Origin of the sequence: Polaribacter sp. R77954 (assembly GCF_044595335.1) — a bacterium.
Lineage (GTDB): Bacteria > Bacteroidota > Bacteroidia > Flavobacteriales > Flavobacteriaceae > Polaribacter.
The window spans coordinates 3,708,401-3,735,390 of record NZ_CP138992.1; the positions used below are offsets into that span (position 1 = coordinate 3,708,401).

A 26,990-nucleotide genomic window follows, 5' to 3' on the forward strand; every position below is an offset into this window, starting at 1 on the left:
TTCAATAAACATAAAATGAAATATATTATAATACTAGTACTATTTACAAGTAGTTGTATCTACGCTCAGAGAGGTGGTGGAATGGGAAGAGGGCAGCAACAAAATCAGAACATGCAACCTGGGGCTAGAGAAATAAAAGAATTTAAAGCTAGTGACGTAGCTGGTATTTTTTATTATGATGTAAAAACAGCCATCAAAAAAATAAAGGTTAAAGATAAAGAGCTTAAAAATAAAGTTACTAAAATCTTAAGAGATTATAATTTCAAAATCAAAGAAATTGCATTTTTAAACACCGATAATTTTAAAACCATTGATGTTTTAATGAAATCTAATAGCGCCAATAATAGAAATGGAAGACAACAAAATAGTAATAATCAGCAACCAAGAGAAGTAGATAGTTTGAGAATAAAAGTGCGAGAAATTATAAGACCTATAAAAAGAAACGTTCATGAAAATGAAGAAGTTTTAAATGAAAATTTAGCCAGTATTTTGTCAGAAAAACAAAATAAAAAATGGTTAAAATTTCAAAAAAGCGAAAAAGAAAAACTAGCACCTCAAAGACCTGAAAATAATAATAGAACACTACAACAACGAACGCGAAGGCTTGAGGGTGCAGGAAGAAGGTTTTAGATACTAAAACTTCTAACCTCTAAAAAATTTCAAATAACAATCATTAGCTATTTTGTATAGCTAATATCCCTATTTTTTCTGATATTTGTAACTCAACTAATTCAATACAGATTATGGCGATGAATAAAAATACAGTTCTTGGGTGGGCTACAATGTTAATGATTGCAATGGGAGTCATATTAATTTTAATGGGCGCTACTAGATACGAAGATGTTGCTGGTTGGGGATTTGCAACAGTTGGTATTGGTTTTTTCTGCATTGCTTGGGTATTTAATGCCTTAAAAGGAAGAGTATAAATAAGTCTACAATTTCAGTAGCATTTTCAGTTTAATTATTTTAAAGATTACAATACATGAGTGACGATAAAAAAGTCATCTTTTCGATGAATAAGGTTTCTAAAACCTATCAATCTACAGGAAAACAAGTTTTAAAAGACATTTATTTAAGCTTTTTTTACGGAGCCAAAATCGGTATTCTTGGTTTAAACGGCTCTGGTAAATCAACCTTATTAAAAATTATTGCAGGTGTAGAAAAGAATTTTCAAGGAGATGTTACTTTTTCTCCAGGGTATAAAGTGGGGTATTTAGAGCAAGAGCCAAAGCTAGATCCTGAAAAAACAGTATTAGAAATTGTAAAAGAAGGGGTTGCAGAAACGGTTGCCATTTTAGATGAATACAACAAAATCAATAATATGTTTGGTTTAGAAGAGGTGTATTCTGATGCAGATAAGATGGAAAAATTAATGAACCAACAAGCCGATTTACAAGATAAAATTGATGCTGCTAATGCCTGGGAATTAGATACCAAACTAGAAATTGCCATGGATGCTTTACGCACGCCAGATTCTGATAAAAAAATCGGAGTACTTTCTGGTGGTGAAAAAAGACGTGTGGCTTTGTGTAGATTATTACTACAAGAACCAGAAATTTTATTGTTAGATGAGCCAACCAACCACTTAGATGCAGAATCTGTACATTGGTTAGAGCATCATTTAGCACAGTATAAAGGAACTGTAATTGCAGTAACGCATGATAGGTATTTCTTAGATAACGTAGCTGGTTGGATTTTAGAATTGGATAGAGGAGAAGGTATTCCTTGGAAAGGAAATTACTCTTCTTGGTTAGATCAAAAATCACAACGTTTAGCACAAGAAAGCAAAACAGCTTCTAAACGTCAAAAAACATTAGAACGCGAGTTAGATTGGGTGCGTCAAGGTGCAAAAGGGCGTCAAACAAAGCAAAAAGCACGTTTAAAGAATTACGAAAAGTTAATGAGCCAAGATCAAAAGCAAGTTGACGAAAAATTAGAAATCTACATTCCTAATGGCCCACGTTTAGGAACCAATGTTATTGAGGCCACAGGCGTTGCCAAAGCCTATGGAGATAAATTATTGTATGAAGAGTTAGCTTTTAATTTACCACAAGCAGGAATCGTGGGAATTATTGGGCCAAATGGGGCAGGAAAAACAACTATTTTTAGAATGATAATGGGCGAAGAAACACCTGATAAAGGAAGTTTTAAAGTAGGTGAAACTGCTAAATTGGCGTATGTAGATCAAGCACACTCAGATATAAATCCAGATAAAACCATTTGGGAAAACTTTTCTGATGGACAAGATTTGGTAATGATGGGAGGCAGACAAGTAAACTCTAGAGCGTATTTAAGTCGATTTAATTTTTCTGGTAGTGAGCAAAATAAAAAAGTGGCTACACTTTCTGGTGGAGAGAGAAACAGATTGCATTTGGCAATGACGCTAAAAGAAGAAGGTAATGTTTTACTTTTAGATGAACCCACTAACGATTTAGATGTAAATACCCTAAGAGCTTTAGAAGAAGGACTGGAAAATTTTGCAGGATGTGCTGTCGTAATTTCTCACGATAGATGGTTTTTAGATAGGGTTTGTACACATATTTTAGCGTTTGAAGGCGATAGCCAAGTGTATTTCTTTGAAGGTTCTTTCTCTGATTATGAAGAGAATAAAAAGAAACGTTTGGGTGGCGATTTAATGCCAAAACGTATCAAATACAAAAAATTGATTCGATAAACCAACCAATTTATGCCTATTTTATATAATAAAACCTTCATTCTTTTTTTAAAGAACGAAGGTTTTAAATATTCAAATAATTAAAAGTTGGGGGAATCTACAACTATAAGTGGATGTTCAAAGGTAATGATTTGATAAATAGTAGTATAGAGGAAAAACCCTGTTTTTAAAACAGAAAAGGGCTGTTTGAAAAATATTAAAATTTGTTTTTTTAACTGTAATTTAGAAATCTTATTTATGGTAAAATAGGTAGATTTTTAGACTTTGCTTAAAATGACTTCTTAATCTATTTTTCAGGCTTTCATTTTGTTGTCAAGTCTATAATGGTTAGCAACCTACTAAAAAATGTTATAAATAGTTAAAATTTATTTTGTTTAACTAATATTTATTATTTTTAAACAAAAAATAATAAACATGAAAGCATCTCCATTCGTATACATTGCCATTACAACATTTATCTTGTTTTTTGTAACCATTCTAAGCGCATTAAATTATTCTTTTAGCTGGGTATTTTATTTAACAGTCCTAGGTCAGTTTTTTGTATTAATCATGGTGTACAAGGTTTTGAGAGATAAGTACACCACAAACAAAACGTTTGAGCATTTTTATGAAGATGCTCCTATACGTGTTGATGAAATTACAAAAGAAAAGTTTAGGAGTTCATAGACATTAGGGTTTTCGGGTCGCAATTCATCTTAAAAACAAATATATATTTTCTGATAAATATGAGACAAATCCTACATCATATCTTTAAAAATAAAAATCAAAAGTCTTTACAAACCATCTTTTCTACATTTAAGTCATTTAGAAATTTACAGTGTCTTAAAATCTTTTAAGAAGAAACAAAAAAAGTGCCAAAAAATAAGATATTGACTTTGTTTAGGGCGCTTTTTTTACAAAAAAGGAAATAGAAACTACCTAATGTTAAACTATTTGTTTTAATGCTAAACATCTACCCAAAAGTCACTTATTCGTAAGGTTAAAGAGTATCTTTGTGCAAAATTTTTGAATTAAAAATTTTATAATAAAAAAGATAAAAGAAAAATGAATACACTATTTACAGATGCTAGTTTTCAGAATATGAGTAATGTAGCAAATAGATATGGAATTAGCGTAAATGCAGTTACAGATTTAACCCAAGCTTTAATGCGAAGTGGAGGAACCATGGCACAATTTAATATTCAAGAATTAGGTGGTGGAGGCCAGTGGATGTTAGGTGGAATGACAATGGTAGGAGATATGTTTAACAATGGTTTAAAAGCTACTGTAGATGGTTTATGTTATGAATTGTCTAACTTAATCAATCAAGGTGGCATACAATACAAACCATTACCAAAACCGGAAAATCAAAACGGATCGTTGTTTGGTAATGCTGGGAATTGGTGGGGAGATTTGGGTTTTCCAAACTCCACAGGAAGTCAGAATAATACCAGTTATGCTATTTTTTCGCAGATCAATCGTTTAGCGATTCAAGAAAACGGAAAAGTAACTATTTTTGATACGTTAGATCATCAAATTGGTGGCACAGGTCAACAACAAGGAGGTTCGTATTCAGTTTCGTTTACAAGTCAATATGGTACTGTAGATTTGAATCAGTTGCCCATTGTTTCTGGAGGTGAAAATAGATCACAACCAATACAAAACAACAGTACTGTAGTACAGCAACAACCACAGCAAAATTTTCAAGAACCGATTGAAAATGTTGGGCAAAATAGCAATACAACCAACGTTGTTGAGGAAGATATTTTTATGAAAATAGAAAAAATGGCAGGTTTAAAAGATAAAGGTATTTTAACAGAACAAGAGTTTGAAAATAAAAAAGCAGATTTATTAAGCAGATTATAAATTCGGGCTTTAATTTATAAACGGCAAACATATTCTAAATGATGTGTTTGCCGTTTTTTTGTGGATTATTAATTGCGTTTCCTTGTCATCCTATGTTTGTAATATATAGTTATCTGTTTGATAAAAAGCTTAAATTTAGCTTTAATATTTAACAAGAAAAGTAATAGGGTAAAGGACAAGATTATAGTCTGTCATTTGTCATAAAAGACCGTTCGCAATGCTAATCACTTTACCCTTTACTACATTAAACTTGAACAGATCATTAGACCTTCAAGTCTGTATTTAGGATTGATAAGTAAATGTAGTAATTTTTCTATAAAAACATTTTATATGAGTAAAATTATAGGAATTGATATTAGTAAAAATACCTTTGATGTATCTTATTTAGAAAAAGATAAGTGGCAACACAAAGTATTTAAAAACCAAAGTAAAGGTTTTGAGCAGTTCAAAAAATTAATAAACTCAGCTGATTGGATTGTAATGGAGGCTAGTGGACCTTATTATGTACAATTAGCAACTTTTTTAAATTTAGGTAATTATAAGGTATGTGTTTTAAACCCTTTAATTATTAGACGTTATAGCCAAACAAGATTATATAGAGCTAAAACAGATAAGAAAGATGCAAAAACAATTGCAGAATATGGTGCTCAGTATGAATTAAAAAGGTGGTATCCAGAAAGTAATCATTGTATAGAAATTAAACAACTTTATACTGCTTTAGAATTATTAAAGAAACAAAAACATCAAACAAAAAGGCAATTAGAGTCTTTTGAAGTAACTGGACTATTAAGTAATAACTTAAAAAAAGAATTAAAACAATTACTTTTATTATTAGCCAGACGGATCATCAAATTTGAAAAACAAATAGAAAAGTTAGGCCAATTAGCCTATAAAGATACTATTCAAAGGTTGAGAACTATTCCTGGAGTTGGTATAAAAACAGCAATTATGATGAGTGTTATTACTGATAACTTTACAAAATTTGAGAACTACAAACAACTCACAGCTTTTGTAGGTTTTAGCCCAAGATTATACCAATCAGGAACAAGTGTAAAAGGAAAGGGACATATTTGTAAAATGGGAAAGCCACAAATTAGAAAGTTATTATACTTGTGTTCTTGGTCTGCAAAAAAAGTAAATAAAACATGCATAGAAATGTATAACAGACTAAAAGAAAAAGGAAAACCTGAGAGAGTTATTAAAATTGCAATAGCAAATAAATTAATAAAACAAATCTTTGCTGTCGCAAAAAACGAACAATATTACAATGAAAATCATCAAAGTTTATATTGTGCCAAATAAAAAAAAATTAACAATAAATATTAGTTTTTTAACACAGATCATTTCGACCTTGTGGAGAAATCTCAAAGTAAGTTTATTGCAGATTTCTCGATTTCATTGCATTACACTCGAAAAGACATTTCGCTTTTTAATTGTGTTTTGTTGTCATTTCGGCCTTGTGGAGAAATCTCAAAGTAACTTAAATCATTCTTATTTGACATTCCATCATAATCAATTCGTTTTGTATAAGTATGAAGTAAATTTTCAATTGAGTTATTAATCATATTCTTTTTCAAATTATATCATATTTTTAATAGCATAATATGATATCTAAAGATACATAAAAATCACTTTTCAACTTTTACCCAATCCCAACACTTATTCCAACTTATCAACAGAAAAAAAGAAAAAAAATCGTTTATAAATTTAGGACAATAATGGTAAAAGCGATATTGCATCAGGTTCCATCTTTTATCGCGTCCTGATGCAACTTGTATTCCATCAGGTTCGGATACGAATTGCATCAGGGTGTAATTTAAAGGTTTTCAATATATTGATAATCAATAGTTTAAAGACGGTTAAAAATTGTTGAAAAATCATCTGAAAAAAGAGTAGAATTTCTGCTAAGTATAAAGTTATTAACAAACTTTATTTGAATAGACATCGTATTTTAAATCCATATAAAAACATGGTAATCAGTGTAGTAAACTATTGTTTAACAGTTGAATATCATTAAGTAGAGCTTAGTGTATTTTATAAAACGCTAATAAAGTCTACTTTTGGTAGCTGATATCTTTTATATTCATAAATATTAAGAAAAATGGCAAAAACATTATTTGACAAAGTATGGGATTCGCACGTTGTTCGTCAAGTTAAAGACGGACCAGATGTGTTTTTTATAGATCGTCATTTTATCCACGAAGTTACAAGTCCTGTAGCTTTTTTAGGATTAGAAAGTAGAGGAAACAGTGTAGTATATCCAGAACGCACATTTGCAACTGCAGATCATAATACACCAACTATAAATCAACATTTACCTGTGGCAGATCCTTTATCTGCAAATCAGTTAAATGCCTTAGAAAACAATGCTGCAAAATATGGTATTTCTCACTGGGGTTTAGGTGATGTAAATAACGGAATTGTACACGTTGTAGGGCCTGAAAACGGAATTACCTTACCTGGAGCAACCATTGTTTGTGGAGATTCGCATACATCTACACATGGCGCTTTTGGTGCTATTGCCTTTGGTATTGGTACATCTGAGGTAGAAATGGTATTGTCTACACAATGTATTATGCAGCCAAAACCTAAAAAAATGCGTATTAACGTAAATGGTAAATTAGGTTTAGGGGTAACTCCTAAAGATGTTGCTTTATACATCATTTCTAAGCAAACAACTTCTGGAGCTACTGGTTATTTTGTAGAATATGCAGGTGATGTTTTCGAAGACATGACTATGGAAGGACGTATGACTGTGTGTAACTTATCTATTGAGATGGGAGCACGTGGAGGAATGATTGCACCTGATGCTAAAACTTTCGAATATATTAAAGGACGTTCTCAAACTCCGAAAGGAGAAGATTGGGACAAAGCCATGAAATATTGGGAAACTTTATATACTGATGAAGGAGCTGAGTTTGATGTAGAATTCAATTACGAAGCTTCAGACATTGAGCCAATGATTACTTATGGTACAAATCCAGGAATGGGAATTGGCGTTACAAAATCAATACCTAATGCAGAAACTGTAGAAGGTGGTGTAGAAACCTACAAAAAATCTTTAGGTTATATGTCTTTTAACGAAGGCGAAGCAATGATTGGTAAAGAAATCGACTTTGTATTTTTAGGTTCTTGTACTAATGGGAGAATTGAAGATTTTAGAGCATTTTGTTCTATTGTTAAAGGACGTAAAAAAGCAGACAATGTTACTGCTTGGTTAGTTCCAGGATCTCATAAAGTGGTAGATCAAATTAAAGCAGAAGGTTTAGATAAAATTATTGATGAGGCAGGTTTTGTGTTAAGAGAACCAGGTTGTTCTGCTTGTTTGGCTATGAACGATGATAAAATCCCATCAGGAAAATTATCAGTTTCTACATCAAACAGAAACTTTGAAGGACGTCAAGGACCAGGTTCTAGAACATTATTAGCTTCTCCTTTAGTAGCAGCAGCATCTGCAGTAGAAGGTAAAGTTACAGATCCAAGAACATTATTAGTATAATAGCTATAAGCTATAGGCTTTATGCCTTAAAGCTTATTAAGAATCAAAAAATTGCTTAAAGCATAAAGCTTAAAGCATAAAGCAAAACAAAATGGCTTACGATAAATTTAATGTATTAACAAGTACAGCATATCCATTACCAACCGAAAATGTAGATACAGATCAAATTATTCCTGCTCGTTTTTTAAAAGCAACTGAGCGTAAAGATTTTGATATCAATTTTTTCCGTGATTGGAGATTTGAACAAGATGGAACACCAAAACCAGATTTTCCGTTAAATAAAGAAATTTATGCAGGTTCTAAAATTTTAGTAGGAGGTAGAAACTTCGGTTCTGGTTCTTCTAGAGAGCACGCAGCTTGGTCTGTGTACGATTTTGGTTTACGTTGTGTAATTTCATCAGCATTTGCAGATATTTTTAAAAACAACTGTTTAAATGTTGGAGTTTTACCTGTGCAAGTTTCTCCAGAATTTGCAGATAAATTGTTCGATGCAATTTTTGCAGATCCAAAAACAGAAATAAAAGTAGATTTACCTAATCAAACAGTAACGTTAGTTGCAACTGGAGAATCTGAATCTTTTGACATCAATAGCTACAAAAAAGATAATATGTTAAATGGTTTTGATGATATCGATTATTTAAAAAACATCGAAAACGAAATTTCGGCATTTGCTGAAACAAGACCATTTTAGATTTCTCCACAAGGTCGAAATGACATTCTACTGTCATTCCGATTGTAGCGAAAGCGAAACAGAGGAATCTATAATTAATAAAAGACCTATATTTTTCAAGTTGATTTAAATGACCCAAAGAAAAATTGAAATAATGGATACGACACTGCGTGATGGCGAACAAACATCAGGCGTGTCGTTTTCAGTTTCTGAAAAATTAACGATTGCGAAATTACTTTTAGAAGAGTTAAAAGTAGATCGTATTGAAATTGCATCTGCCAGAGTTTCTAAAGGAGAGTTAGAAGCAGTGCAAAAAATTACGTCTTGGGCTTTAGAACAGCATCAATTAGAAAAAATTGAAGTTTTAACGTTTGTTGATGGTGGAAAATCTATAGATTGGATGCTAGAAGCTGGCGCGAAAGTTCAGAATCTATTAACCAAAGGGTCTTTAAATCACTTAACACATCAACTTAAAAAAACACCAGCACAACATTTTGCAGACATCAAAGCAAATATTGAGTTAGCTGCTAAACACAATATTAAAACCAATGTATATTTAGAAGATTGGTCTAATGGAATGCGAAATTCTAAAGCTTATGTTTTTGAATATCTTGATTTTTTAATCACTCAGAATATAGAGCGTGTTTTATTGCCAGATACTTTAGGTATTTTAACGCACATAGAAACTGCAGATTTTATTGGAGAAGTTCGAGAAAAATATCCAAAGCTACACATCGATTTTCACGGTCATAACGATTACGATTTAGGGGTTGCCAATGTTATGGAAGCTGTAAAAGCGGGTATAAATGGTTTACATTTAACCATAAATGGGATGGGAGAACGTGCAGGAAATGCACCAATGGCTAGCGTAATTGCTGTAATTAATGATTTTTTGAGTGATGTGAAAATCACCGTAAACGAAAAAGCGTTAAATAAGGTAAGTAAGTTAGTAGAAACGTTTTCAGGATTTCGAATTCCTGTCAATAAACCTGTTGTTGGCGCAAATGTTTTTACGCAAACTGCAGGAATTCATGCTGATGGAGATAATAAAAACAACCTGTATTTTAACGATTTAATGCCAGAACGTTTTGGAAGAAAACGTAAATATGCATTGGGTAAAACTTCAGGTAAAGCAAACATTCAAAAGAATTTACAAGATTTAGGGCTGAGTTTGAATGATGAAGAGCTTAAAAAAGTTACTCAAAGAATCATTGAATTAGGAGATAAAAAAGAGGTGGTTTCTCAAGAAGATTTACCTTACATTATTTCTGACGTTTTAGATTCTGATACCATAGAAAAACGAGTAGTTGTAGAAAATTATGTTTTGGGTCACGCTAAAGGGATGAAACCATCAACTACATTACAATTACGAGTAGAAGGAGTGCAATATGAGGCACACGCACAAGGAGATGGGCAATTTGATGCGTTTATGAATGCTTTAAAAAAGTTGTACAAAACCCATAGTAAAAAAGAATTACCAAAGTTAATTGATTATGCAGTGAGGATTCCTCCAGGCAGTAATTCTGATGCTTTGTGTGAAACCATTATTACTTGGCAAAGAGAAGAAAAAGAATTTATAACACACGGTTTAGATTCAGATCAAACAGTATCTGCAATTAAAGCCACAGAAAAAATGTTGAATATAATATAGAACGCTATTTGCTTTTAGCCTTTCGCTATTAGCTTAAAAATAAAAACAATTAAATTATTAGCTGTTTATTGAGCAAATTGCCAATAGCAAACAGCCAAAAGCTTAAAAATATGAAATTAAACATAGCCTTATTAGCAGGAGATGGAATTGGTCCTGAAGTAATAGACCAGGCAGTAAAAGTATCTGATGCAATTGCAAAAAAGTTCGATCATGAAATTAATTGGAGACCAGCGTTAACAGGTGCTGCTGCAATTGATGCAGTTGGAGAACCTTATCCAGATGAAACCCACGAAATTTGTGCTTCTTCAGATGCGGTTTTATTTGGTGCTATTGGGCATCCACGTTTTGATAATGATCCTTCTGCAAAAGTTCGTCCAGAACAAGGATTGTTAAAAATGCGTAAAAAATTAGGGTTGTTTGCCAATGTTAGACCAACGTTTACGTTTCCATCTTTGTTAGACAAATCACCTTTAAAAAGAGAACGTATTGAAGGTACAGATTTAGTGTTTTTACGTGAGTTAACAGGAGGGATTTACTTTGGTGAAAAAGGTAGAAGAGAAGAAGGAGAAACTGCTTTTGACAATTGTGTATATACAAGAGCTGAGGTTCAAAGATTAGCAAAAAAAGGTTTTGAGTTGGCAATGACTCGTGGTAAAAAATTATGTTGTGTTGATAAAGCCAATGTTTTAGAAACATCTCGTTTATGGAGAGAGACTGTGCAAGCAATGGAAAAGGATTATCCAGAAGTTGAGGTTGCTTATGAGTTTGTAGATGCAGTTGCTATGCGTTTGGTACAATGGCCAAATAGTTATGATGTTTTAATCACCGAAAACTTGTTTGGTGATATTTTAACTGATGAAGCGTCTGTAATTTCTGGTTCTATGGGCTTAATGCCAAGTGCATCTTTAGGTGCTGAAATTGGTTTGTTTGAGCCAATTCACGGTTCATATCCTCAAGCAACTGGATTGAATATTGCAAATCCAATGGCTACAGTGTTATCTGCAGCAATGATGTTCGAAAATTTTGGATTACAAGAAGAAGGAAAAGCCATTCGTGATGCTGTAAATAAAGCGTTAAACGAAGGTGTAGTTACCGAAGATTTAGCTGATGGAGGAAAAGCTTACGGAACAAAAGAAGTGGGTGATTGGTTAGCAGAGAATATTTAATGAAACGATTTTTTTTGCGCAGATAAGCGATTAAAATAGCATTATAAAATTAATAATTGGAAGGCAGTGATTTTTTATCACTGCCTTTTTTGTATTTTCGAACTTTGTGATTTTAAGTTTTTTTTTAAAATCGCAGGGATATTTAAAATCAGCAAATAATGAACTGGGAACAACTACTTTCTTTAAAACGCTTTGGAGATACCGAAAAAAGACCAAGAATAGCACAAGACGAAACACGTTTGGGCTTTGAAGTAGATTTTGATAGAATTATATTTTCATCAGCATTTAGAAGTTTACAAGATAAAACACAGGTAATTCCGTTATCAGAAACCGATTTTGTACATACGCGTTTAACACACAGTTTAGAAGTGTCTGTAGTGGGTAGAACCCTGGGTAGAAGAGTAGGCAAAGTGTTGTTAGAACGTCATCCAGATTTGGTGAAATTAGGTTACACTTTTAATGATTTTGGAGCAATTGTGGCTGCAGCATCCGTAACGCATGATATTGGAAATCCGCCTTTTGGACATTCAGGAGAAAAAGCTATTGGCGAATACTTTAAAACAGGTAAAGGATTGCCATATAAAAATCAATTGTCTGAAAAAGAATACCAAGATTTGGTTGATTTTGAAGGGAATGCAAATGGTTTTAAAATATTAACCGAAAGTAGAGTGGGAATTTCAGGTGGTTTACGGTTGAGTTATGCTACTTTAGGTGCGTTTTTAAAATATCCAAAAGAGAGTTTACCTAAAAAACCAACAGCACACATTTCCGATAAAAAATATGGTTTCTTTCAGTCTGAAAAATTAGAGTTTTTAGATGTCGTTCAAGAGTTAGGAATGGTGTCTAAATCTTCTGAAAACATCGCTTTTTATAGGCATCCTTTAGCGTATTTGGTAGAGGCTGCAGATGATATTTGTTATACTATTATCGACTTTGAAGATGGTATCAATTTGGGGTTAATTGATGAAGATTATGCTCTAGAATATTTATCAAAGTTGATAAAAAATATCAATAGAGAAAAATATTACGAATTGCAGCATACTAAAGATAGAACTGCATATTTAAGAGCAATTGCTATAAGTGCGCTAATAGATGAAGCAGTTGCCCTGTTTTTAAATAACGAAAAGGCCATTTTAGAGGGTAGTTTTGAAAAATCGTTATTAGAAAAATGTAAATACGAAGCGCAAATTAATGACATTATAGCCATTAGTAGAGCAAAGATTTACAACAGCACAGAGGTTATTGAAAAAGAAGTGGCAGGCTATAGAATTATTGCAGATTTGTTAGATGTGTTTGTAAATGCTTTGAATAATAGTTTTACCAACACACAGTCTAATTTTGATAAGTTGGTGCTAAATTTATTACCAAAAGAATATCAAAGTGAAACAGATAATTTATATCAAAGAATTATGCAGGTGTGTAGTTATGTTTCTAGAATGTCTGATGGGTATGCTATTAGAATGCATAAAAAATTAACAGGAAATATGATTTAGAACTTTTACAAAACATTGTTTATATTTTAAATTCTACAACCAATTGTTGGTAAGATTTTACATTTTCTGAGGTACCATAATTAAAAATAACTCTATAAGATCCAGATTGCATTCTTTGGGTTGTTTTTCTTCCATTTTTACAATTTGTTATGTTTTTATCCCAATTAAAAATATGTTGCTGATTCGCAGAGATTGATAAAACTGCTGGTGGTGGTGGGCAACCTCCACAAGGACAATAGGGCACATCGATTTTAGTCCAATTTTCGCCATCAAATTTTTCAATTTTTTTCAAAAAAGGATCAAAAATCATTAAATTATGCTTCGTGTTATTTAAGATTTTAATGTCAACTGTATTTAAAGTCGTAAAATCTTTTTCGGAGTGTACAGTCCAATCTTTATTTTGAGCAGGTTCGTTTTTTTTGATCTCCTTATGAATTTTACAGTTAAATAATAATAGTAGTACTAAAAATGAGATATTTTTCATAGTATTTTATAAATTAAACACGGGTAAGATTAGCTACCCGTGTTTAAGTTTAACATTTATTCTTTAATAATTTTAAACATTTTTGTTTTACCTTCATTTAAGATTTTCATGATATAAATACCATTAGCTTCTTTAGTTAAATCTACAGTAAAATTTTGTTGGTTAACCTCTACAGATTGTTTTTTAACAGTTCTACCTGCCAAATCATATATAGCAACTTTTAAGTTAGAAGAAAAAGTAGCCCCCATTTGTACTTCAAATACACCATTTGTTGGGTTGGCAAGAAGTCTTAATTCATTTTCATTAAAATCAGCTGTACTAAGCGTAGGTTCGCTACTACCAAATAAACTAAAAATTAATGCACCATTATTGCCACTGTCTGTCCAAGTAGTAGCAGTACTTGCTAATCCTGTTGGTGATTGTCTCATATAATCTCCATTTACAGCTGGTGTAGTAAAGAACCAAAACCACTGATTACCACCTGGATTAAATGCTTGATTGGTTCTTACAGATATCCAGTAAATTCCTGAAGATAAACTAGCAGGTGTGTCTGTGGTAATGATAAAATCTGAACTATCATTGGTAGGTACTACATTTAAATCACCCGAATTAAAAATTTCGTTTCCAGGTAAACCATTATCATCTTCATGTATTGTAAAAACGGCTAATTCAGGAGCACCACTACTAATAGATCCTTCAACACTTACACTAGATATATCCCAAGTTTCCCCAACAGGGATTTCGAAATTATCTGCGGTTTGTATGGTTTGATCTGTAAAATCTGGAAAAATTTGTGATGAACTAGAACCTTCTACAATACCTGTTTGTCCATAAAGAGGTAAAGAAACGATAAAAGAATCTTCTACACTAAGCCCATTTGAAGTCGCTTTTATAGTAATTTGCGCCATATCAAAACCTCCAGAGTAATTTAAGGATAACTCTTTTCCAGAAATTGATGCTGTAACAAAAGAAGTGTTTGTATTGTCAGTAACTTCTAAAGTAATAAGATCATCATCATTATCTGCATCTGTAAATGTATTTGTTAAATCGATTACCATAGGATTTGGGTCAGGAATACTTAAAAGCGCTATGTCATCAATAGGATTTGCTACTGTTGGTGTTTCGTCTGTAATAGTAGCTACCCCATCTATTGAGAAAAGTAATTCGAATCCTTGAGAAGTAAATGTGCCAGAACCATTGCCAGCATAACTGTTTCCATCATTAGCACTTGTATACCAAGCAAAAAGAGCTGTTGAACTATCTGTACCTGCACTTACATCAAAAGTTGGTAAAATACTAAACCAGTAGTTGCCAGAAGTTAAATTAATTGTAGAATTTAGTCTAACCGTTAACGAAGGACTGTTTTGTGTGCCTCCAATAATTTGACCTTGGTTATTTAAAATAGTTTGTTGTTCTACAATAGAACCAGGTGCACCTTCATTATCATCATATATTGTAATACTTACATTTTGTAAGTTTAAAACAGCTTCACCTAATGAAAACCCAAAAGAAGTTACTGTTGAGATATCCCAGTTTTGTCCACCAGGTACAATAAAATCTTCTACATTTTGATTGGTTGTATTGTTGTAAACACCCTCTAATCTACCAGATCCATTAGGAGGTCCTGGTTGATTAAAAAGAGAAATTGCGGTACTGTTAGAAGTTACATTAAATGTATCATCTACTGTTTTACCATTTGATGTTGCTCTTATTGTAATTTGAGAAGCACCAATTTTATTGGCAATAAAAGATAGTGTTAAATCACTTTCTGTTAAATTGGTGTTTACAAGTGCGTTATTACTATTATTGAATATAGTATAGGTAATGTTGCTATTATCATTATCAATATCATTAAATACATCTGATAAGTTTATATTGATATCGTCGGAATTTTCATTAACAGAGATATCTGCGATAGGAACATTTACCACTGGTGGTATATCACCATCAAAAGTTGTAAAATTCCAAGTGCTACTTTCTGAAATTCCAGCAAAATCGTTATCAAAATTATCTTTAAAAGTACCAGCATCAATGGTGATGTAATAGGCAGTTAAAGCAGTTAAATCACTTGTAGGATTTATGATAGCTCTAGAACCAGAAATGCTTACTTGACTGCTAGTAACCGAAATGTTCTCTACCAAAGAATCGTCGTTAGTTAAATAAAGACCAATATTTCCAGTGCCGATATTTATAGCTTCATTAAATTGAACTTCTAAATTGGCATCTAAAGGCGTAGCAGCAGTTTCATCGTCAGTTGGATTTAAAGCTGTAATTACTGGAGCATCTGTATCATTATTTTCTGTGAATATATTTGAAGTATAAAACCCTCTACCATGCGTGGCAACAACAATCATTCCATCTACTTCTCTATATTGTATCATATCACATCTAACATTAGCTAAACCCTCATTGCTAGGTTCCCAATTTGGGTTGATAGCTGTAATATCATTTGTAGACCAAACACCTAACTCAGTAGCTAATAAAACTTGATTTGTATTGTTAGGGTTAAAAAGAGCCCATCTTATAGGTATATTTGGTAATCCGTGCTCTGCTTCATCTTTATTAATCCAGGTTGTACCACCATCTATAGAATACCAAACTGATGTAATACCAAAATTAGAGTACGTAGCAATAAGTTCCATATCACTAGAACCTACATCAATAGAAGAAACATTACCTACTGATGTAATGTTACCAGTGATGTCTGTAATTACGGGTGTATCTAAATTTGCATCGTCAATTTTATAAATTATACCCCCTTCAGTACCCACAAACAAACGGTTGGCAACATTGGTATTCGCTCTTATTGTTGAGGTTTGTCTCCCTCCTAAATTAATACTTGTTGCAACTTCTTCGCTTGGGCTATCTGTTTTTAAATCTCTAATTAAGGCAATCTCATCATTATCAGCAGTGCTGTATAAAATACCACTAGTGTTATCATAATCACTTTGATTGATAAAATTACCAGTTCCTAAAGTTGTTAAATTAGAAAAAGAAATACCACCATTAGAAGAATGAGCTGATCTACCATTTTGAGAAGCAACCAATTGAAAGTTTCTGTCTAATTGATCTACATGAGCAAATGCACCATCTCCACCCCAAACTTCAACAGAAGAAAAACCAAGTTCACTGGTTAGTTGTTGGGTTCCATTATCTTGGGTACCACCAATATAATAATTTGAGTTGGCTATATTATCTGTTGCTACAGCGTAAAATTGAGTTGTGGTAAAGTTTTTATCTCTAGCAGCAAATGTAGGGCTAGGAGCAATACCAAGATTTGGTGAGTAATCAAGCCCACCATCACTACCTATAAGGGCTTCTGATGGGTGATTGGGTCTAAAAACAATATTATGTATGTCTGCATGAACATATGCAATACCATCACAAGGATTGTTTTCATTAGACCATCTTGAAATTTGAGACCATGTTTGACCACCATCTTCACTTCTTGCCATATCTACACCACCAATAACCACTACATCAGGATTCGTTGGGCTTACAGCTAAGATTAAATCATACCAAGATTGACCTCTCGTTAAATGTTGTTGCGTGGTACCGCAAAATTGGTTCATTACAGGAATGGATAAGTTAGTCCATGTAGCCCCACCATCTGTAGATTTTTGTACCCAATCTGTATCGTTATCACTACCTGCAAAAACTGCGTTGGTGTTAGATGCAATTGCATAGATAATATTTGCGTCTGTTGGTGCTGTGGCCATTTCTATTCTTCCAGGGTTTACTCCTCCAGGAGGTGTAACATCTGCCCAGTTAACCCCATCATCTGTAGATTTAAAAACACTTCCTGCAGTAAAAATACCTCTAGACGCATAGATGTCTCCATTTGCTGCAATTTCAATATCTACACCTCTAGTATCTAAAACTCTAGTAAAAGAAACCCCATCATCAGTTGATCTAAAAATTCCTCCATCAGTGCCATTTACTGCTCTTGTAGCCGCTAAAATAGTTCCAGAAGCAGTAATTTGAATTTTTTGTATATAAGCAAATTCTGATCCAGAAGTACTAGATAATAAACTCCAAGTTTTACCAGCGTCTGTAGACTTAAAGATACCTATACCCCTTACAGATCCGCCACCAAACCAGCCTTCACCTGTACCTGCATATAAAGTTTGAGTGTTATTTGGGTCTGCAACTAAATGTGTAATAGATAAAGTAGCTAACATATCATTAACAGCTCTCCAAGAAGAATTAGGGTCTAAAACATTATCATTTACCCAAATACCACCAGTAACACCAGCAGCAAAAACCCTTCTATTGGTTGGGTCATTAGGGTCCCAAAGTATTGCTCTTGTTCTACCACCAACATTGTCGGGGCCAATTTCTTTCCAAACAACTGGTTCTCCATTCACTATAATCGCATCAGAAGGAATGCTATTATCATTCACTTCAAAAAAACCAGTGTTATTATTAAGAATGGAATTGCCATTGCTTTGAATGGTGCTTTTGTATTGTTTAATTTCTTGAAACCTATCATGTATTAATTCAAACCCTTTTGCTACTTCCTCATAAGGTACAGTTAGCGTATTAGGGTCTACCATCATAAAATAGTTTTGCTCAGCAGCTAAATCTGGTCTATCTTTTTTTGGTATTTTTCTATAGTTGTCAACATCAATATTCCTATTATTATATGGATGTTCATCTAGGAACTTGTTAAATTTTTCTCGCTTTTCTTTTACAACATAATCCGTTTTATTTGAATCTTCATTATGCCGAAAACCAAAATAAATGGAACAAAAAAGTAAAGTAGTAATAGCAATTTTTTTGAAGGGTAAGTTTTTTTTCATATTAAAATTAGTTTTATAATTAGCCAAGTTATAAAAATAAAATGACCTTAATCCTTTTTTTTAAATTTTAATTGAAATTTGATTTCCCTAATGCAAAGCGTTTTACAGGTATAATTGAAACAAATTTGCTAAGCTTTTGGCATCTAAGCCTAATTCGTACAAAAGGCTATTTGTAGCACCATGTTCTATAAATTTATCAGGAATACCTATGGTTTTAATTGTGTTTGTATAATGATGTTTGGCAGCAAACTCAATTATAGCAGAGCCAAATCCGCCCACTATTACACCATCTTCTACAGTAATAATTGTTTCGTGTTTTTGAAAAATGGAGTGTAATAAGTTTTCATCCAAAGGTTTTATAAAACGCATATCAAAATGAGAAATACAACCTTTTTTGTTTAGTTTTTCTTCGGATAAAAGAATCGCCTCAGAAACATTTTTTTCAATGGTTCCAACACTTAAAATAGCAATTTTATTACCTTCTTTTAAACAGGTTCCTTTACCAATTTCAATTTTACAAAAAGGTTGTTGCCATTCTTTTAGATGGCCATAACCTCTAGGATAACGAATGGCAATCGGATGTTTTAAACCCAATTGAGCTGTATATAAAATATTGCGCAATTCAATTTCATTTCTTGGAGCAAAAATAATTAGGTTGGGTATACACCTAAGGTAGGCTATGTCAAAAACACCATGATGTGTAGCACCATCTTCGCCAACCAAACCAGCTCTATCTAAACAAAAAATTACGGGTAAATTTTGCAAAGCCACATCATGAATCACTTGGTCGTAAGCACGTTGCAAAAAAGTGGAATAAATATTACAAAAAGGTACTACACCTTGTGTAGCCATTCCTGCAGCTAAAGTAACAGCATGTTGTTCTGCAATCCCTACATCAAAAGTTCGTTTAGGAAATCTTTTTAGCATTAAGTTTAAAGAACTGCCTGTTAACATCGCTGGTGTTATAGCTACAATTTTATCGTTTTTTTCTGCGAGTTCAACAATGGTTTTGCCAAAAACATCTTGATATTTTGTAAATAAGTTAGCTTCTTTCTTTAAACGCTCTCCTGAAATTTTATCAAATTTACCAGGAGCATGATAGGTTATTTGGTCTTCTTCAGCCTTTTGTAAACCTTTACCTTTGGTAGTGATAATATGAAGAAATTTTGGACCTTTTACAGATTTTAATCGTTCTAATTCTGACAATAATTTTGGTAAATTATGCCCATCAATAGGGCCAGAATAATTAAAATTCAGTGCTTTTATGATATTATTTTGCGCTGCTAATTTTTTATCGCTTTTAACTCTAGTTAAATATTCTTTTAAAGCACCCACTGCTGGATCAATACCAATAGCATTATCATTTAAAATGATGAGTAAATTGGCTTTAGAAACTCCTGCGTGATTCAACGCTTCAAAAGCCATTCCGCCTGCAATTGAGGCATCACCAATAACAGCAATATGATGTTTTTCTGTTTCGCCTTTTAAATTTGAGGCAATGGCCATGCCTAAAGCTGCAGAAATTGAAGTAGAAGAGTGCCCAACACCAAATGCATCAAATTTACTTTCTTTTCTTGATGGAAAACCAGCAATACCACCAAATTGTCTGTTAGTATGAAAAACGTCTTTTCTACCTGTTAAAATTTTATGTCCATAAGCTTGATGACCAACATCCCAAACTAACAAATCATTGGGGGTATCAAATAAGTAATGTAGAGCAATGGTCAATTCCACAACGCCTAAACTTGCTCCTAAATGGCCTTCTTTTGTAGATACGATATCTATAATAAATTCTCGCAATTCCTTTGCCAATTGTGGTAACTGCTCTTGATTAAGTTTTCGTAAATCCTGAGGATTCGCTATGTTGCTCAACAAATTTTTCATTCAAATACAAAAATACAATTTAACTTTTTGTAATATTGATTTTTTATAAGCTTAAAAATGATACAGCCTTTTGATGATGAATATTTTATGAAAAAAGCCTATCAAGAAGCAGAAATTGCTTTTGATAAAGGTGAAATTCCTGTAGGTGCTATTGTTACATTCAATAATCAAATCATAGCAAGAGCGCATAATTTAACTGAAACCTTAAACGATGTAACTGCACACGCAGAAATGCAAGCGTTTACGGCAGCTGCTGATTTTTTAGGAGGTAAATACTTAAAAGATTGTATATTGTATGTAACATTAGAGCCTTGCCAAATGTGTGCAGGTGCAAGCTATTGGGCGCAAATTGGTAAAATTGTTTACGGAGCCTCTGAACCAGAAAGAGGTTTTGTAAATTTAAAAACAAAGATACACCCAAAAACAAAAGTAATTTCTGGGGTTTTAGAAAATGAATGTTCTCAAATTTTAAAGCGATTTTTTATTGAAAAACGAAATTTGAATTAAGGATTTGTTAAAGTTTTGTTAGGACATTTCTTTTCATGTAACTTTAAATCTTAATTCAAATCTTTACAATGAAAAACACGTTATTAACCCTATTGTTTTTAGGGTCCCTCTTAGCCATTAAAGCACAAGAAACACCACAACCAAATTACAGACAAGCAGCTCGATTTTCGCCTACAAAAATGGCAAAAATGGTACATTCTACTTCTGTAAGACCAAATTGGCTACAAAAAGGAAACCGATTTTGGTATCAATACAAAACATCAACAGAAGGTGCTAAATATTATTTGGTAGATGCTGATAAAAAAACCAAAAAGCCATTGTTTGACAATGTGAAAATGGCAAAATGGTTGTCTGAAATTACTAAAGATCCTTATGAAGCAAAGCATTTGCCTAGATTTAGTTTTACGTTTACTAAAGATGAAAAAGCCATTCGTTTTTATATAACTTCAAAAGAAGAGGTTGAGGTGAAAGAAGAAAAAGATGAAGTAAAAAATGATACTATCAAAGCCAAAAAGAAGAAGAAAGGCAAACCTAAAATGGAAAAGAAAGTATACCATTTAGAATATAAATTAGGTGGTAATGGATTAACGATTTTAGATACAGAAAAGATAAAGAAAGAACCTTGGAAAAAGTGGGCAACTATTGCTCCTGATAGTTCAATTGTATTGTATTCAAAGAATTACAATTTGTATTGGATGGATAAACAAAATTTTTTGAAGGCTGTAAAAGATGAAAAGGATACCACAATAGTAGAGCATCAATGGACAAAAGATGGTGAACGAAATTTTAGTTATGGAGGCAGAATGTATGGAAAAACAGATAAAGAAAAGTTAAAAGCAGAAAAAGATAAACAACGTATTTATGGATATTGGTCTCACGATTCTAAAAAGTTTGTTTTTACAAGAACGGACTCTAGACATATAGAAGATTTATGGGTGATTCACGCAACTAAAAAAGGGCGTCCAGAATTAGAAACGTATAAATATCATATGCCTGGAGAACAAGAGTTTTATAAGTACCAAATGTTGGTTTTTGATATGCCATCAAAATCAAAAAAAGAAATTGTGTTAGATTCTACTGTACAAAAATCCCTAAGTATTTATAGTTATCCAAGAAAAAAATCAGATAGAAGAGATGAGCATAACCCTACAAAACTGTTATCAAAAAAAGGCAAGATTTATTTTAGTACAGTAAGTAGAGATCGTAAAAGATTAGATATTCATGTTGCTGATATTGCTTCTGGTGAGGTAAAAACCTTAATTGAAGAACATTCTAATGTATATATTGAAAATAGAGGAAAATCTATACGATTATTTAATAATGAGCAAGAAATATTGTTTTGGTCTGAGAGAGATGGCTGGGGACATTATTATTTGTATGATACTGATGGCAATTTAAAAAAACAAGTAACTAGTGGACCATATCATGTAGATAGCTTCGAAGGAATTAACGAAAAAACAAGAGAGTTATTTTTTACGGCAAACGGAATTGCTAAAAATCAAGATCCATATTATGCACATCTATATAAAATCAATTTAAATGGTACAGGTTTAAAGTCTTTAAATCCTGGTGATTATAATTCGTCAGTAAGTGTTTCAGATAGCAATCAATATTTTGTTAGTAATTATTCTAGAGTAAATACGGTGCCAAAATCTGAATTAAGAGATGCCAATGGTAAGCTAGTAATGCAATTGGAAGCAGCAGATTTATCGCAATTATTTGCAGCTGGCTATAAGTTTCCAGAACCTTTTAAAGCAAAAGCTGCAGACGGAATTACAGATATTTATGGTGTAATGTATAAACCTTACAATTTTGATTCTATCAAAAAATATCCATTAATAGAATATGTATATCCTGGGCCACAAACAGAGGCTGTAAACAAATCTTTTTCTCAGTATATGGACAGAACCGATCGTTTGGCACAAGTAGGTTTTGTGGTAATAACTTTAGGAAACAGAGGTGGTCATCCTGCACGTTCTAAATGGTATCACACTTATGGGTATGGAAATTTGCGTGATTATGGTTTGGCTGATAAAAAATACGTAGCAGAACAATTGGCAGATAAATACGATTTTATTGATATTGAAAAAGTAGGAATTTTTGGTCATTCAGGTGGTGGATTTATGTCTACTGCTGCAATGTTAGTGTATCCAGATTTCTTTAAAGTGGCTGTATCATCTGCAGGAAATCACGATAATACAGTGTATAATTCTTGGTGGAGTGAAACGCATCATGGAATTAAAGAAGAAATTCAGGCAGATGGAAAAATAAAGTATAAATATATGATTGATAAAAATCAATCTTTAGCAAACAATTTAAAAGGTAGCATTTTACTGGCCACTGGCGATGTTGATAACAATGTGCATCCATCTGGGACCATTAGAATGGTAAATGCTTTTATGAACGCCAACAAGCGTTTTGATTTTATGTTGTTTCCTGGAAGCAGACATGGTTTTAAAAATAGAGAATATTGGTTTTGGAGAAAAGCCGATTACTTTAGCAAACATTTGCTAGGTAAAGAAGCTAATTTTGTTGATATTGTAGAAATGAATAGAGACAAAGCTTTAAAATAATCACTTTTAAAGTGAATTAGATTAAGGGTATTTAAACGTATCTCAATGAAAATCCAAGTTTTAGAAAACAACTAAAATTTGGACTTTTTTTGTCTATTGTGTTCTTATAAAATAGCTGACACCAATAAAATGTTATTTCGTTTTTAGGGTAACTTTTCGGTTATTTAATGAAAAGTTAAGTGTTGAATATTTAATTTTCAGCAGTCAATACCATCAGTTTTAAAAATAATATTTAGAAGTTAAAACTTTTAATATTGATTATACTCAGCTTTATAACTTAGGTTAATGACTTTTTCTTTAAATATTTCCTTGGATATATTTTCCTTGGTAAATAAAATTATATATTGTAACTTTGTCATACGATTATACACTCTGATAATGAAGATAACTAAAATAACGTATTACATTTCTACAGGCTTATTAACCCTTTTAATGCTTTTTTCGGTAAGTCAATATTTTTTTAATTATGCAGAAATTGCAAAAGCATTTGATAGTTTTGGGTATCCAACCTATATCATATATCCTTATGGAATTATTAAATTGTTAGGGGTTGCAACTCTTTGGTTTGTAGTCAATAAATCGATTAAAGAATGGGCATATGCAGGTTTTTCTTTGCTTTTGTATTGGCTTTTTTTGCACATTATATGATAGGTGATGGAGAACAAATGGGAGCTGTTGTAGCAACAATATTATTACTAACCTCTTATTTTACAGAGAAAAAGATACAAGCCTAATGAAACAAACCTCAGAAGTTCTATTATCAGAAAAAAAATATTTAGCTGAGGCAAAAATTAGGAATCATTTTGTGGTTATTGATGAACCCATTTCTTCTGGTGGAGGAGATACAGGGCCAACTCCAGTAGAATATTTATTAACAGCAATTGGTGGTTGTGTTTCGATGACATTAAGAATGTATGCAGAAAGAAAAGGGTGGGATGTTGGTAAAATTAAAGTAATCGTTTCTCAAAAAGAACAATTGACACCAACAGGAATTAAAAAGTCTTTGATTGAAGAGATTTCTTTTGAGAAGGAAATTTCTGATGAGCAAAGAACAAAGCTTTTAGTAATAGCAGGTAAATGTCCTGTAGTTAAAATGGTAAAAGGAGAAACAGAAATAGTGAGCAGTATTCAGTAAAAAATGGATTGAAGCTGGGAGTTTGAAGTTGAAAGAAAAGTTTGCAGAAGCAATTTTTAGTGAAAACTCTTTTTAGCTTCCAGTCTGTCAGTTCGAGTGATTTTTCTTCTTTGAAAAATTATATCGAGAATAAACGAATACACAACTAAACATAAAGAAATTATGAAAAAAATATTAGCATTTGCAGGTAGCACAAGCTCTACTTCAATTAACAAACAATTGGCAACCTTTGCAGCAGAAAATTTACAAAATACAGCTTTTGAGGTAATTGATTTAAGAGATTTTAAAATGCCAATATATAGTGAAGATGAGGAAAAAGAAAATGGTTTACCAGAAGACGCTAAACGATTTTCAGCTTTATTTGATTCCTATGATGGTTTTATTTTATCATTGGCAGAACATAACAGTTCTTATACTGCTGCTTTTAAAAATATTTACGATTGGTCATCTCGAGTAGAAGGAAATGTATTTCGAGACAAACCATTGTTATTAATGGCAGCATCACCAGGAGGTTTAGGAGGCCAATTTGTGTTAGCAGCTGGTATAGCTCGTTTTTCTAGAATGGGTGCTAAAGAATTGGTGAGTTTTTCTTTCCCTAATTTTTATGCTAATTTTAAAGAAGGTAAAGTGGTAAATGAAGAACTATTAACTGTTTTATTAGAAAAAGTTAACGAATTTGAAAATTATATAAACTCATAATATGAAAATAGTTTTATACGGTAAACAAGGACACGCATACACAGTGGCTTTTAAAAATTTTTTAAATTCTACAGATGAACCTTATGTATATAAAGACATCTCTAAAGATGTTGAAGCCAGAGAACACAGTAAACAATTGTATGGTGGGATTGCAAAGTTTCCAACGTTATTTGTAGATGATAAAGTGTACTTAACACCCACTACAGAAGAGTTTAATAAAATAATGCAAGATTTAAAGTTGAGGGCCTAGTTTTTAGACAAAAGACTTTTATAGGAGTCAGAATATAGAATATAGAAGAGAGAAGAGAGAATATAGAAGAGAGAATTTAGAAGATAGACAAGAGTATATTAATGATAAATAGGATAAGTTTTTATTATAATTAATTACCAATTCACTTTTTTATTTTTGAATACTGAATACTGAATACTGAATACTGAATACTGAATACTGAATACTGAATACTGAATACTGAATACTGAATACTGAATACTGAATACTGAATATGGGCGATATTGCTAAAGACATAAATTCTACGTTTAAAACTGAAAAAATAAAGGCGTTAATCAATATAAAATACACGTCTAATTGGTTAAGTAGTAAAGAAAATGAGTTTTTTAAACCCTATGGAATTTCTCCACAACAATATAATATTTTAAGAATTTTAAGAGGTGCAAAAGATAGAATTAAGGTGCAAATTGTAAAAGATAGAATGATAGAAAGAGCACCAAATGCAACACGTTTAATGGATAAATTATGTGATAAATCTTTAATTGAAAGAGAGCGTTGTGAGCATGATCGAAGAGTGGTTTATGTAAAAATAAAAAACCAAGGCTTAGAGTTGCTAAATACCATTGATGATAATAAAAATCTATCTTTTTTAGATAAATTAACAGATGAAGAAGCCACTATTTTAAGTGATTTGTTAGATAAAATACGCTAAAAAAATTTATATAAATACTTTCCTTGGGAAATAATTTAAATTAGAAACAAGAAATGATAAGGTTTTTAAAACTTAGAAAAGAATACAAAAAGCAGCATGAAAACATATAAAACAATAAATAATACAGTAACAAGTCCGTTGGTAAATATGGGGCCAATTCGTCTGCGTCAACCATTACCAACACAAGGCATCGAAAATGTAGATCCATTTTTATTGTTGCATCATTATGGTCCTTATGCCATATCAGAATTCAACAATCCTTTCGATTTAGGTCCTCATCCTCACAGAGGTTTTGAGCCCATCACTCTATTATTTAAAGGAGAGCAATTGCATAGAGATTCTTTAGGTAATGAAATGATTGTAAAAGGTGGAGGTGTACAATGGACAACTGCAGGACGTGGCATTATTCATGCAGAAGCACCCACCAAAGAATTTGTTAAAAAAGGAGGCGATTTAGAGGGGATTCAATTATGGTTAAACCTACCTGCAAAAGATAAAATGATGCCACCCAATTATCAACATTTAGAGGATGAGCAGATTCCGAAAGTATTTTCTGAGGATAAAAAAGTACAATTAAATATTGTTGCAGGTAATCAGAAGAATGTAACAGGCAATATTAAAACACAAACTTCGGTAAATGTTTTTACAGCAAATGCAGATGAAAATGGAGAGTTAGAAATTGAAATTCCTGAAAGTCATCAATCTTTAATTTATTTATTAGATGGTGAGATTTTGGTAAATGAGACTCAAATTTTAAAAAAAGGCGAAAATCAAATGATCGTTTTCAATCAAGATGGAAATACCATAAAATTTGAAGTCAAAAAAGCGAGTGCTCTTTTGATTTTATCAGGAGAACCAATTCAAGAAAAAGTAACGCAATATGGCCCTTATGTTATGAATACGCAAACTGAAATTTTAGAAGCAATGCGCGATTATCAACAAGGCAAAATGGGCTATTTGTATTAAT

General features: G+C 32.2%; 22 protein-coding genes. 19 read left to right on the top strand and 3 right to left on the bottom strand.

Annotated features, from left to right (window positions below):
• Positions 1-15 precede the first annotated feature (15 nt).
• The 11 genes from SJY27_RS15965 to SJY27_RS16015 all read left to right on the top strand — a co-directional run bounded on the left by SJY27_RS15965 (position 16) and on the right by SJY27_RS16015 (position 12,998).
• A complete protein-coding gene (locus SJY27_RS15965; RefSeq protein WP_397445866.1) occupies positions 16-630 on the top strand; it encodes a hypothetical protein in 615 nt (204 codons plus the stop codon).
• Positions 631-743: 113 nt separating this feature from the next.
• On the top strand, positions 744-926 hold the full coding sequence (locus tag SJY27_RS15970; RefSeq protein ID WP_397445867.1) for a CAL67264 family membrane protein: 183 nt from the start codon (positions 744-746) through the stop codon (positions 924-926).
• Between the two features lie 56 nt (positions 927-982).
• Entirely contained in the window at positions 983-2,674 is a 1,692-nt protein-coding gene (gene ettA / locus SJY27_RS15975) for an energy-dependent translational throttle protein EttA (RefSeq protein WP_397445868.1), read from the top strand.
• 414 nt (positions 2,675-3,088) lie between these two features.
• Positions 3,089-3,340 carry a hypothetical protein gene (locus SJY27_RS15980; protein WP_397445869.1) on the top strand — a complete coding sequence of 84 codons (252 nt, stop codon included), beginning with the start codon at positions 3,089-3,091 and terminating at the stop codon, positions 3,338-3,340.
• Positions 3,341-3,718: 378 nt separating this feature from the next.
• Positions 3,719-4,519: an SHOCT domain-containing protein gene (locus tag SJY27_RS15985; RefSeq protein ID WP_397445870.1), complete on the top strand. Its 801-nt coding sequence runs from the start codon at positions 3,719-3,721 to the stop codon at positions 4,517-4,519.
• A gap of 330 nt (positions 4,520-4,849) precedes the next feature.
• On the top strand, positions 4,850-5,821 hold the full coding sequence (locus tag SJY27_RS15990; RefSeq protein WP_397445871.1) for an IS110 family transposase: 972 nt from the start codon (positions 4,850-4,852) through the stop codon (positions 5,819-5,821).
• Positions 5,822-6,620: 799 nt separating this feature from the next.
• Complete coding sequence (gene leuC / locus SJY27_RS15995; protein WP_397445872.1) at positions 6,621-8,018, top strand: 3-isopropylmalate dehydratase large subunit; 1,398 nt, start codon at positions 6,621-6,623, stop codon at positions 8,016-8,018.
• A gap of 91 nt (positions 8,019-8,109) precedes the next feature.
• Entirely contained in the window at positions 8,110-8,709 is a 600-nt protein-coding gene (leuD, locus tag SJY27_RS16000) for a 3-isopropylmalate dehydratase small subunit (RefSeq protein WP_397445873.1), read from the top strand.
• Between the two features lie 109 nt (positions 8,710-8,818).
• Positions 8,819-10,339, top strand: a complete 1,521-nt coding sequence (locus SJY27_RS16005; protein WP_397445874.1) for an alpha-isopropylmalate synthase regulatory domain-containing protein — start codon at positions 8,819-8,821, stop codon at positions 10,337-10,339.
• Positions 10,340-10,449: 110 nt separating this feature from the next.
• A complete protein-coding gene (gene leuB, locus SJY27_RS16010; RefSeq protein ID WP_397445875.1) occupies positions 10,450-11,505 on the top strand; it encodes a 3-isopropylmalate dehydrogenase in 1,056 nt (351 codons plus the stop codon).
• Positions 11,506-11,663: 158 nt separating this feature from the next.
• Complete coding sequence (locus SJY27_RS16015) at positions 11,664-12,998, top strand: deoxyguanosinetriphosphate triphosphohydrolase (RefSeq protein WP_397445876.1); 1,335 nt, start codon at positions 11,664-11,666, stop codon at positions 12,996-12,998.
• A 19-nt stretch (positions 12,999-13,017) separates the two neighbouring features.
• On the opposite strand, the gene SJY27_RS16020 is transcribed toward SJY27_RS16015, so the two are convergent.
• The 3 genes from SJY27_RS16020 to dxs all read right to left on the bottom strand — a co-directional run bounded on the left by SJY27_RS16020 (position 13,018) and on the right by dxs (position 20,168).
• The gene (locus SJY27_RS16020; protein ID WP_397445877.1) at positions 13,018-13,482 is read right to left on the bottom strand and encodes a hypothetical protein; all 465 of its coding nucleotides are present in this window, start codon (positions 13,480-13,482) and stop codon (positions 13,018-13,020) included.
• 56 nt (positions 13,483-13,538) lie between these two features.
• The gene (locus SJY27_RS16025) at positions 13,539-18,284 is read right to left on the bottom strand and encodes an Ig-like domain-containing protein (RefSeq protein WP_397445878.1); all 4,746 of its coding nucleotides are present in this window, start codon (positions 18,282-18,284) and stop codon (positions 13,539-13,541) included.
• Between the two features lie 102 nt (positions 18,285-18,386).
• Complete coding sequence (gene dxs, locus SJY27_RS16030) at positions 18,387-20,168, bottom strand: 1-deoxy-D-xylulose-5-phosphate synthase (RefSeq protein ID WP_397445879.1); 1,782 nt, start codon at positions 20,166-20,168, stop codon at positions 18,387-18,389.
• Between the two features lie 57 nt (positions 20,169-20,225).
• Here dxs and SJY27_RS16035 point away from each other — a divergent pair, with 57 nt between their 5' ends.
• The 8 genes from SJY27_RS16035 to SJY27_RS16070 all read left to right on the top strand — a co-directional run bounded on the left by SJY27_RS16035 (position 20,226) and on the right by SJY27_RS16070 (position 26,989).
• Positions 20,226-20,675, top strand: a complete 450-nt coding sequence (locus tag SJY27_RS16035; protein WP_397445880.1) for a nucleoside deaminase — start codon at positions 20,226-20,228, stop codon at positions 20,673-20,675.
• Positions 20,676-20,743: 68 nt separating this feature from the next.
• Positions 20,744-23,248, top strand: a complete 2,505-nt coding sequence (locus SJY27_RS16040) for a DPP IV N-terminal domain-containing protein (protein ID WP_397445882.1) — start codon at positions 20,744-20,746, stop codon at positions 23,246-23,248.
• Between the two features lie 378 nt (positions 23,249-23,626).
• Positions 23,627-23,896, top strand: coding sequence for a DoxX family protein (locus SJY27_RS16045; RefSeq protein WP_397445883.1), 270 nt, complete (start codon positions 23,627-23,629; stop codon positions 23,894-23,896).
• 85 nt (positions 23,897-23,981) lie between these two features.
• Positions 23,982-24,383 (top strand): OsmC family protein, encoded by a 402-nt coding sequence (locus tag SJY27_RS16050; RefSeq protein WP_397445884.1) that lies wholly within the window; start codon positions 23,982-23,984, stop codon positions 24,381-24,383.
• Positions 24,384-24,545: 162 nt separating this feature from the next.
• On the top strand, positions 24,546-25,082 hold the full coding sequence (locus SJY27_RS16055; protein WP_397445885.1) for an NADPH-dependent FMN reductase: 537 nt from the start codon (positions 24,546-24,548) through the stop codon (positions 25,080-25,082).
• A gap of 1 nt (position 25,083) precedes the next feature.
• Complete coding sequence (locus tag SJY27_RS16060; protein WP_397445887.1) at positions 25,084-25,332, top strand: glutaredoxin family protein; 249 nt, start codon at positions 25,084-25,086, stop codon at positions 25,330-25,332.
• Positions 25,333-25,585: 253 nt separating this feature from the next.
• Positions 25,586-26,023, top strand: coding sequence for a MarR family winged helix-turn-helix transcriptional regulator (locus SJY27_RS16065; protein WP_397445888.1), 438 nt, complete (start codon positions 25,586-25,588; stop codon positions 26,021-26,023).
• Positions 26,024-26,119: 96 nt separating this feature from the next.
• Complete coding sequence (locus tag SJY27_RS16070) at positions 26,120-26,989, top strand: pirin family protein (RefSeq protein ID WP_397445890.1); 870 nt, start codon at positions 26,120-26,122, stop codon at positions 26,987-26,989.
• The last annotated feature ends 1 nt before the right edge of the window (position 26,990 follow it).

Excerpts from the sequence above, each read along its gene's own strand:
- SJY27_RS15965 (WP_397445866.1), top strand. The coding sequence starts at position 16 with ATGAAATATATTATAATACTAGTACTATTTACAAGTAGTTGTATCTAC.
- SJY27_RS15970 (WP_397445867.1), top strand. The coding sequence starts at position 744 with ATGGCGATGAATAAAAATACAGTTCTTGGGTGGGCTACAATGTTAATG.
- ettA (WP_397445868.1), top strand. The coding sequence starts at position 983 with ATGAGTGACGATAAAAAAGTCATCTTTTCGATGAATAAGGTTTCTAAA.
- SJY27_RS15980 (WP_397445869.1), top strand. The coding sequence starts at position 3,089 with ATGAAAGCATCTCCATTCGTATACATTGCCATTACAACATTTATCTTG.
- SJY27_RS15985 (WP_397445870.1), top strand. The coding sequence starts at position 3,719 with ATGAATACACTATTTACAGATGCTAGTTTTCAGAATATGAGTAATGTA.
- SJY27_RS15990 (WP_397445871.1), top strand. The coding sequence starts at position 4,850 with ATGAGTAAAATTATAGGAATTGATATTAGTAAAAATACCTTTGATGTA.
- leuC (WP_397445872.1), top strand. The coding sequence starts at position 6,621 with ATGGCAAAAACATTATTTGACAAAGTATGGGATTCGCACGTTGTTCGT.
- leuD (WP_397445873.1), top strand. The coding sequence starts at position 8,110 with ATGGCTTACGATAAATTTAATGTATTAACAAGTACAGCATATCCATTA.
- SJY27_RS16005 (WP_397445874.1), top strand. The coding sequence starts at position 8,819 with ATGACCCAAAGAAAAATTGAAATAATGGATACGACACTGCGTGATGGC.
- leuB (WP_397445875.1), top strand. The coding sequence starts at position 10,450 with ATGAAATTAAACATAGCCTTATTAGCAGGAGATGGAATTGGTCCTGAA.
- SJY27_RS16015 (WP_397445876.1), top strand. The coding sequence starts at position 11,664 with ATGAACTGGGAACAACTACTTTCTTTAAAACGCTTTGGAGATACCGAA.
- SJY27_RS16020 (WP_397445877.1), bottom strand. The coding sequence starts at position 13,482 with ATGAAAAATATCTCATTTTTAGTACTACTATTATTATTTAACTGTAAA.
- SJY27_RS16025 (WP_397445878.1), bottom strand. The coding sequence starts at position 18,284 with ATGAAAAAAAACTTACCCTTCAAAAAAATTGCTATTACTACTTTACTT.
- dxs (WP_397445879.1), bottom strand. The coding sequence starts at position 20,168 with ATGAAAAATTTGTTGAGCAACATAGCGAATCCTCAGGATTTACGAAAA.
- SJY27_RS16035 (WP_397445880.1), top strand. The coding sequence starts at position 20,226 with ATGATACAGCCTTTTGATGATGAATATTTTATGAAAAAAGCCTATCAA.
- SJY27_RS16040 (WP_397445882.1), top strand. The coding sequence starts at position 20,744 with ATGAAAAACACGTTATTAACCCTATTGTTTTTAGGGTCCCTCTTAGCC.
- SJY27_RS16045 (WP_397445883.1), top strand. The coding sequence starts at position 23,627 with ATGAAGATAACTAAAATAACGTATTACATTTCTACAGGCTTATTAACC.
- SJY27_RS16050 (WP_397445884.1), top strand. The coding sequence starts at position 23,982 with ATGAAACAAACCTCAGAAGTTCTATTATCAGAAAAAAAATATTTAGCT.
- SJY27_RS16055 (WP_397445885.1), top strand. The coding sequence starts at position 24,546 with ATGAAAAAAATATTAGCATTTGCAGGTAGCACAAGCTCTACTTCAATT.
- SJY27_RS16060 (WP_397445887.1), top strand. The coding sequence starts at position 25,084 with ATGAAAATAGTTTTATACGGTAAACAAGGACACGCATACACAGTGGCT.
- SJY27_RS16065 (WP_397445888.1), top strand. The coding sequence starts at position 25,586 with ATGGGCGATATTGCTAAAGACATAAATTCTACGTTTAAAACTGAAAAA.
- SJY27_RS16070 (WP_397445890.1), top strand. The coding sequence starts at position 26,120 with ATGAAAACATATAAAACAATAAATAATACAGTAACAAGTCCGTTGGTA.